The sequence below is a fragment of the Haliscomenobacter sp. genome (genome assembly GCF_041740695.1).
Classification (GTDB): Bacteria; Bacteroidota; Bacteroidia; order Chitinophagales; family Saprospiraceae; genus Haliscomenobacter.
Genome location: NZ_JBGSLK010000093.1, coordinates 190,174 through 198,053, shown reverse-complemented (window position 1 = coordinate 198,053; position 7,880 = coordinate 190,174). Strand labels below are relative to the sequence as shown.

5 protein-coding genes and 1 CRISPR repeat array are annotated in these 7,880 nt (G+C 47.4%); all 5 genes read right to left on the bottom strand.

The annotated features are described in order from the left end of the window. Positions 1–29 precede the first annotated feature (29 nt). Positions 30–978: direct repeats of the CRISPR family, unit length 36 nt; unit sequence GTCGCAGTCCCCATCTGTAATGGAATACGCTCCTAC. A 437-nt stretch (positions 979–1,415) separates the two neighbouring features. Further along, positions 1,416–2,003 (bottom strand): hypothetical protein, encoded by a 588-nt coding sequence (locus tag ACEW9O_RS19030; protein ID WP_373551777.1) that lies wholly within the window; start codon positions 2,001–2,003, stop codon positions 1,416–1,418. A gap of 354 nt (positions 2,004–2,357) precedes the next feature. After that, entirely contained in the window at positions 2,358–3,014 is a 657-nt protein-coding gene (gene fsa, locus ACEW9O_RS19025) for a fructose-6-phosphate aldolase (protein WP_373551776.1), read from the bottom strand. Between the two features lie 438 nt (positions 3,015–3,452). Continuing rightward, positions 3,453–6,791, bottom strand: a complete 3,339-nt coding sequence (locus tag ACEW9O_RS19020) for a WG repeat-containing protein (protein WP_373551775.1) — start codon at positions 6,789–6,791, stop codon at positions 3,453–3,455. A 613-nt stretch (positions 6,792–7,404) separates the two neighbouring features. Then, positions 7,405–7,578 carry a hypothetical protein gene (locus ACEW9O_RS19015; protein WP_373551774.1) on the bottom strand — a complete coding sequence of 58 codons (174 nt, stop codon included), beginning with the start codon at positions 7,576–7,578 and terminating at the stop codon, positions 7,405–7,407. Then, positions 7,575–7,841, bottom strand: coding sequence for a hypothetical protein (locus tag ACEW9O_RS19010; protein WP_373551773.1), 267 nt, complete (start codon positions 7,839–7,841; stop codon positions 7,575–7,577). Before ACEW9O_RS19010 ends, ACEW9O_RS19015 begins: the two co-directional genes overlap by 4 nt. Positions 7,842–7,880 lie beyond the last annotated feature (39 nt).

Genomic DNA, 7,880 nt, shown 5'->3' with positions numbered 1-7,880 from the left:
CACAAATTCCACGTTATGGACAGAGGACCGTCGCAGTCCCCATCTGTAATGGAATACGCTCCTACGGTGCGGGATTTGGTGGAACGGGATCTGCTGCTGGGTCGCAGTCCCCATCTGTAATGGAATACGCTCCTACTTATTCGTAGCGGAGCGAGTGTCGCCGTGTATGCGTCGCAGTCCCCATCTGTAATGGAATACGCTCCTACTGATATACACATCGTTTCATCTTTAAAAACCTAAGTCGCAGTCCCCATCTGTAATGGAATACGCTCCTACTCTTAATTGCGACAAGACCAAAACGCTTACCTGTCGCAGTCCCCATCTGTAATGGAATACGCTCCTACCGAAATTTTGGACGACCTCGAATCTGAGGGCTGTTGTCGCAGTCCCCATCTGTAATGGAATACGCTCCTACCTTTTCTCGCCGCATTATTAATGCTGGCTTTCTTGTCGCAGTCCCCATCTGTAATGGAATACGCTCCTACATTAATTAACCACATTTATTTTGTGTTTTATGAAGTCGCAGTCCCCATCTGTAATGGAATACGCTCCTACTTTCAGCTTGTTGATCGTTGTTTTTTCATTTTTTGTCGCAGTCCCCATCTGTAATGGAATACGCTCCTACCATTTTTGGTTTTGGGACAAGGAAAGTTACAGAAAGTCGCAGTCCCCATCTGTAATGGAATACGCTCCTACTGATTTTGCTTTACGCAAAATGGCAGGCGAACACTGTCGCAGTCCCCATCTGTAATGGAATACGCTCCTACAGTGCTTTTGAAAAAGAGCTGCATGATTGGGATTGTCGCAGTCCCCATCTGTAATGGAATACGCTCCTACTACCACAAATTCTGGTTAGGATTGTGGGCAGTAACGGTCGCAGTCCCCATCTGTAATGGAATACGCTCCTACAATCCAGAAGGCCACAAAGCCGGTCGCCCAAAAGTCGCAGTCCCCATCTGTAATGGAATACGCTCCTACCCTTAGCTTTTCTAAAAAACTAAAAATGAGCGTATTGCGACCAAAAAAAGGCCCGAGAATTGTCAGAATACATGTATCTAACTTTTCTTTTAACCATAAAGAACTGATAAAAATTGACGCTTTGAAGGTGCCCATCGTGTGCAAAAAATAGCGTCAATTTTATAAAACACAGAAAATCAGCAAGATCGTTAAAGTAGTAAAAAAACCGAGGGGGCGAAAAACGCGATTTCCCATGTTTTTTGGATTTGGCATAAACTCTTATGCGTAAAAAAATAGCATACAGATTTTTAGCAAAACACATTACGAATTTAACAAGTTACGAATTTTAAAAATACATCATTTAGCGACCAAAATTATTGCATATTTGTCAAAATGCTTCCAATCTGTCAAAGAACGTCTCGTAAACATAAGCCAATTGCATCAAGTTTCCAAATCCCCTACTTCAAATAATACACATAAAACACCACCCCCAATCCCAGCACAATCACCCATTCCAGCGTACTCCCCAGCGCCTTATTCCGTACCCGCACGTGAATGATCGAAATCAGCGAAAACACCAGCCCCAAAGCCAGGTAAAAGCGCAATTTAGAAGCATCGGCGATGGTAGGGCCCACTTCCAGGCCCATGCGGTAAAAGATGTCCATGATGATGGGGGCCAGTAGTACACTGACGATGGCGGTGAGGCCACCCGCCAACCAGAGGATGAGTACAGGAATGTCTTTGGCCAGTAGGTGCAAGGTGCGCACGGCACTGCTCACAATCAGCCAAAGCAGGAACAATTGCAGGCCCGTGATGACTTTTTGGGCAAAATTGGTGTAGCCGCCGAAGATGACGTAGGTCAGCAGGTTGCCTGCGGTGGCCAGGACGCCGTAAAAGAGGCCAGCGAGGGGCACGGCGCGCAGGATGGCGGCCCAGTAGTTGACTTTGGTGGAGGAGCGTTTGGTACTCACGGTGTTGGTGTATTTTAAAACAGGAAAAATGGCGTTGGTGGTGCTGAGATTATTTACTACGAATGTTAAGCTCATCTAACTGAGGTGCTCCTTGAGTGCCTTAGGTGTCTAAGGTGGTGAAAAATACGCTGCGCTTTTTTTTTTTTCACCACCTTAGAAACCTAAGACACTTAAGAAACACCTTAGTAGTGGGGCAAAAATAAGTGATCATTTTTCCTGAGCCAAAGGATTAGATAAGACACTTAAAATGAAACGTTTACTTATCTAATCCTCTGGCAAAATGATCACTTATTTTTTTATCGCCCCTTAGCACGATCGTAAAGCTAAACTTTTTATCCAAAAAACAAGGGAGCAGAATTTACCCTGCTCCCTTTCCAAAATGGTATATAGATAACCTCTCTTTATTCTTCAATCGTAGCCTAAGCTCGATTATTTATTCGCTTTTGCGTGATCCGCCAGGAACTGCTCCAGGCCCATGTCGGTCAGCGGGTGCTTCAACAAGCCCAGAATGGCCGAAAGAGGACAAGTCACCACGTCTGCGCCCGATTTGGCCGCATCCACGATGTGTTTGGAGTTGCGGATGGAAGCAGCCAGGATTTGGGTATCAAAACCTTGGATCGCGTAGATTTCGGCAATTTCGCGGATCAGCGCCATGCCGTCCCAGTTGATGTCGTCTACCCGGCCTACGAAAGGCGAGAGGTAGGTGGCACCAGCCTTCGCCGCCAGGATCGCCTGACCAGCCGAGAACACCAGGGTACAGTTGGTGGGGATGCTGTGTTCGGTAAAGTAGTTGATGGCTTTGATGCCATCTTTGATCATGGGCACTTTCACCACGATGTTGGGGGCGAGATCGGCCAGGCGCATGCCTTCTTCGATCATGCCAGCAAAATCTGTAGAAATCACCTCAGCACTCACGTCGCCTTCCACGATTTCACAGATGGCGCGGTAGTGGTTAAGGATGTTGTCGATGCCGGAGATACCTTCTTTGGCCATCAAGGAAGGGTTGGTGGTTACGCCATCCAGGATACCCAGGTCTTTGGCTTCTTTGATTTGATCCAGGTTGGCAGTGTCGATAAAAAACTTCATTTTTTGTCTGTTTGGATTAGCAAGTTCAGTAACGCAGAAAAATTAACTTCCCGATTTTGGGTTTTGAATAGGAAGTAGAACGCTTCATTTCAAGTGCGCTTCCTATTCAAAAGCCTCAAAAAAAAATCGGGAAGTAATTTTTTGCGTCATACTAAGGCTGCAAAGGTAAAGTTTTTTCTAAACAAAAAAAAGCTTGGGATTTTCACCCCAAGCCTCGCCATATGAATCATAATCACTTTAAACCTATGGGGCTCGCTTGCGCAAGCCAGCAAGACATCCGTCCTGCATCATTTACAATGTAAAAGTAGAGACTCTATGGGAGGAATCAAATGACAATAAACACAGTTTTGTTCACTGTAAAATGATGGGTATTTTTTTATGAAAAAATCATAAATTTTTACAAATCAATAATTTAACTTATTTCAATTTTAACTCAATCTAATTAGAGAGGGTCCAAATCCAATTTCCATCTGTATCAAAATATCCAATTTTATCACCTTGTTCAACCCGAAAAACGCCTTGACCAGCGTAACGGATGTACTCAAAATCGGCCCCGACGATCAAATCGCCCTGCAAATTGGACAAACCACTGAAACCATCAATCCGCACTTTGGCGTAGCCGTTTTCAAAACTTTCGATGCGGCTGTACTTAGGCGGCACCAGTTCCATACCCCGGCGATTGATCACGCCCCACTTGCCATTGATTTGCACCACCGCCACCCCGTAGTTGAAGCTGCCTGCTTTTTGGTAGTAGCCATTGTACATGCCTGCTTGTTCGGTGATGTAATAAAAGCGGTATTGTTCGTCGCGCACCAGCCCCCGGCCTTCGCTAAAATCCAGCAGGCGATTGATGCTGGGCTCGATGAGTAGTTTGCCTGAAGTATCCAACAAACCCGCCTTGCGCAAACTGCCCTGAAACACCACTGCGCGCCCATCGGCAAATCGTTGACATTGTTTGAATACAAATCCAGTCAAAGCAGCTCCTTCCTGAGTCAGGTAGCCACAGTTGCCGTCTTTGTACACGGCGGCGCGGCCTTCTGAAAAAGGTTCTGCCCGGGAATAACTACAGGGGATAATCAATTTGCCCGTAGTGTCGATGTAGCCATAACCAACTCGGTCTTTGACCACGGCCAATCCTTCACTGAAGGGGTAGATTTCTGTGTAATTGCTGCTGCCTACGGCCAGGCCTTGCAAATTGATTAGCCCCAGGCGACTGTTATCGGGTGTAAGTACCGCAACCGACAACCCTGCTTGGTCAAAAGGGCGAATGTCCACGAATTTAGGCTTTAAAATCCAGCGGTTTTTGGCATCAATCAAGCCCCACTTCCCTTCAGTTTTGACCCGGGCAATCCCGCGGTCAAAATCCTGGGCTTGTTCAAACTGCGCTGGGATCTCCATTTTATTGTGGGCATTGATGTAGCCAATGCCTTTATCGGTTTCCACCCAGGCCAGTTTGTCGCGAAAATTTCCGGCACGTTTGTATTGAAAATCAATCATCACGTTGCCCAGCTTGTCGATAAAGCCCCAATAGCGCCCCAATTTCACCGTGGCCAAACCTTCATAAAAGTCGCTGACCTCCCGAAAGCGGCAGGGGATGATTTCCAGGCCCTCGTTGTTCACAAAGCCCCAGAGGCCATCGCGCATCACCGCGAGGCGGTTTTCGCGGAAGGAACCAATTTGGTCGTATACTGCACTGACTGCCAGTTGCCCCAAGGTGTCGATCAAGCCGTATTTGGGTCGCTGCACGTAGAGGCGAATGATTTTGTCTTCGGTATTTTCCAAAAAATGGATGGCGTCGTACTGGCAAGGAATGACTTGTTTGCCAAAACGATTGACCACGCCCCACTTGTTGTCGCACTGAACAATCCCCACTTCATTGACAAAATCACGGGCAAAGGTAAACTGAGGTTTCATCCGCATCTGCCCGGAGGTATCCACGTAGCCCCAGGTACAGGATTCACAAGTCAGATAGGCATTGTCGCGAAAAATTTGGTCGTATTGGGTCACATCGGCCAGCGCGACTGGCGAGGCCAGGGCGGAAAGATAATCCTGGAGTTTGCCCATTTCCTGGGCTGGTTTTAAGGCACCCGAAATGCGACCCACCTGGCTCATCCGCGCCACACCATCCTGAAAGGGGCCAATGAAAGAATAATCCTCAGTATGGAATTGTCCACGGCGGTTGACCAAACCAAAGCGCCCCGATTGCATCCAGCAACGGGCCCAGGTGCTACCACTGCGGAAATCTTCCAGGAAAAAATGGACCGCACTGATTTCAGTAACCAGAGCCCCGAGGTTGTTGTCGATGAGGCCATAAATGTATTCGAAGCGGTAGGTGGTGCGTTCAAATTCGTAGTCCTTGGAGCTGGGCATGCCCACCAGGGTCAAGCCTAATTCGGGTTCCACTTTGATGCGCCGAAAGGTAGGCTGGATTTGAATGCTGCCGTCGGCAATGTTGCGCAGGCCCCAGCGATCGTCTTTGGCGGCATAAAACCACTCGTATTTTTCCAGGACGTAGCCTGCTTCGTCTTTCTCCAGGATGCGCGAATTGTTGTTGTTGGGGGTACCAATGCGCACCTTAAAATGGCGCTCCAAACTTTGATCGGCCACCAATTCTCCAGCCTCGTTGAAGCGCAGGAGGTCCAGGGCCTCAGCTTGTCCGCTGTTGGTTGTTTTTTTATAGGCTTTGGCTTGATTGCCTTCCAGGGTGATTTTGCGGTAGCGAGCTGGGGTCAGTTCTTTGCCCGCCAGGTTGATGAGTCCAAAGTCCTGTCCTAATTTGACAATGCTTACAGGCCCTTTGGGTGGCGCGATGTAGCTGTATTTGAAGGGAGTCAATTCCTGGTCTCCTTCTTTCAAGAGTGCCCACTGTCCTTTGAGACTCACTCGAAACACCGAAGGAGAATGCAGCAAAATTTCGTCATACAGTGGCGCAAGAATCGCTTTGCCACACCAATCAATCAAGCCCAGTGTTTTGTCTTTGCGGGTGATGATGTAGCGGGTGGTGAGGGGGTAATAATCGTCGTAGGTTTTTCCGTCGGTCACGATGCCTTTACAAATGGAGGAGAACAGCAAGTTTTGGGAACCGTTTTGGAAAATGAAATAACTATCGGAAAGGCGACGCCAGGATTGAAAACGGTTGGGTGCCATTTGTCGGCCCCGGTGATCGATGGCGCCCCAGAGTTGGTTGCGGCGGAAAAAAAAGAGGCTGTCGTTGAGGATGTCAATTTGTTCGGTGACGGGGCTCAGGAGTTCCTTGCCGCTCAGCAGGTACAAACCCAAATGGCCTTCGTTACTGGTTTGAATGAAGCGGTTTTGTTTGAGTTGGACTTCGTCGTATTGGGCGAGTACAATGGTGCGGCCTTCGCGGTTCATGACGCCCCATTTCTGGTTTTGTCGATATGCCAAATAGCCGCCTTCCCACACCAACAAGCGGTCGTAACCCTTGGGCAAAATGATCCGCCCTTGCAAATTGACCACCATCCATTGCCCTTGATCCATGACTGCCACGAGCAGGGAATCCAGCACGCGCAGGTCTTCGTATTGGGGCGCCACCACTTCCCTACCCTGCCGATCCAGCATGCCCACTTTGCCTTCGCGTTGCATGACGGCGTAGCCGTAGAGTTTGAAGTCGCCGATGGCTTCGTACCGGGGTTGAATGACCAGTTTCCCCTCTCCATTGATCAAGCCCCAACGGTTGCTGATTTTGACTGGAAAAAAGGTCTGAGCACCCAGCCAGGTAGCCCACAATCCCCAAAAAAGTACAAAGACAATGCGCATAATCGGTGTGGTCGTTCGGTCTTTCCGGGATAGAAAAACGTATGATAAAAACGTATTTCTGTTTCAATAATTTTAGGGCAGCATAAATATGTTGCCCCATTTTGCCCATACACCTTAACATTTTGCTCGGAGGACATCAATTGCCACGTGCTTTAGCGCGTGGATAGGGTTTTCCTTTTGATCGGGCTTTAGCCCAAGCCTTAGTATTCAGGCTAGGGCTAAAGCCCAAATCCGAGAATGTTCCTATATCCCCAGGCTGAAGCCAGGGGCAATTGATGTCCTCCGAGCAAAATGTCCTGTAGTGTGCATTTTGCCAGAAGTTCTGCAAAATACTAAGTGCAACGTGATTCTTTGGTTAAAATTTGGAAATGTACTGTGGAACGGGGGGAAGGGTTGCTGGGAGTTATGGAGAGGAAGAAGATAGGGTGTGAAGGTGTGAGTGTGAAAGTGTGAGTGTGTTGGGGCAGCCCTTTGTGGCTGACCTGTGTCTAAGGCTTGAACCAATTGTCCAAAACCAAACCTGGAATGCGCTGGAAATGTCCTTGATTGTTGGTCACCACCCTTAAATCGTAGTGTAAAGCTGTCGCGCCAATCAAAACATCAGAATGTCCGATCATTTGATTGTTGCGTCTTTAAAAATGAGACCATTCATGATCTCATAATAAGTCATAATGCCAATATTGTAGTAGCCTTGAGTGGCATAAACTATATCAAACTGCACTTTCACTTGAGGTACTCCCTTTAAAAAAAAAGAAACTGTATCTGTATCGAGAAGATAATCTTTCATACATCAAGTTCTCGGTTGTTATAAAGATCCGCTCTAACCTCATTGGTATAATCTAAGAAAGATTGAAATTCTTGCTCATCCCACTCCTTCCAGGCACCAAATAGTTGTTCTGGCAAAGCTTGTGCGGCACCTTCATCACTACGAAGACCCTTCGTTTGTTTTTGGACTAAAAAAGCCAAAAAAGCATCCAGCTCAGCCAGGTTTTGTGGAGAAAGCTGACCAAGTTTTTGCAAAACCGATTGGTACAAGATTACTTCAGACATACTTTACATTTTATGTGTTCAAAATTAACACAAATTTTT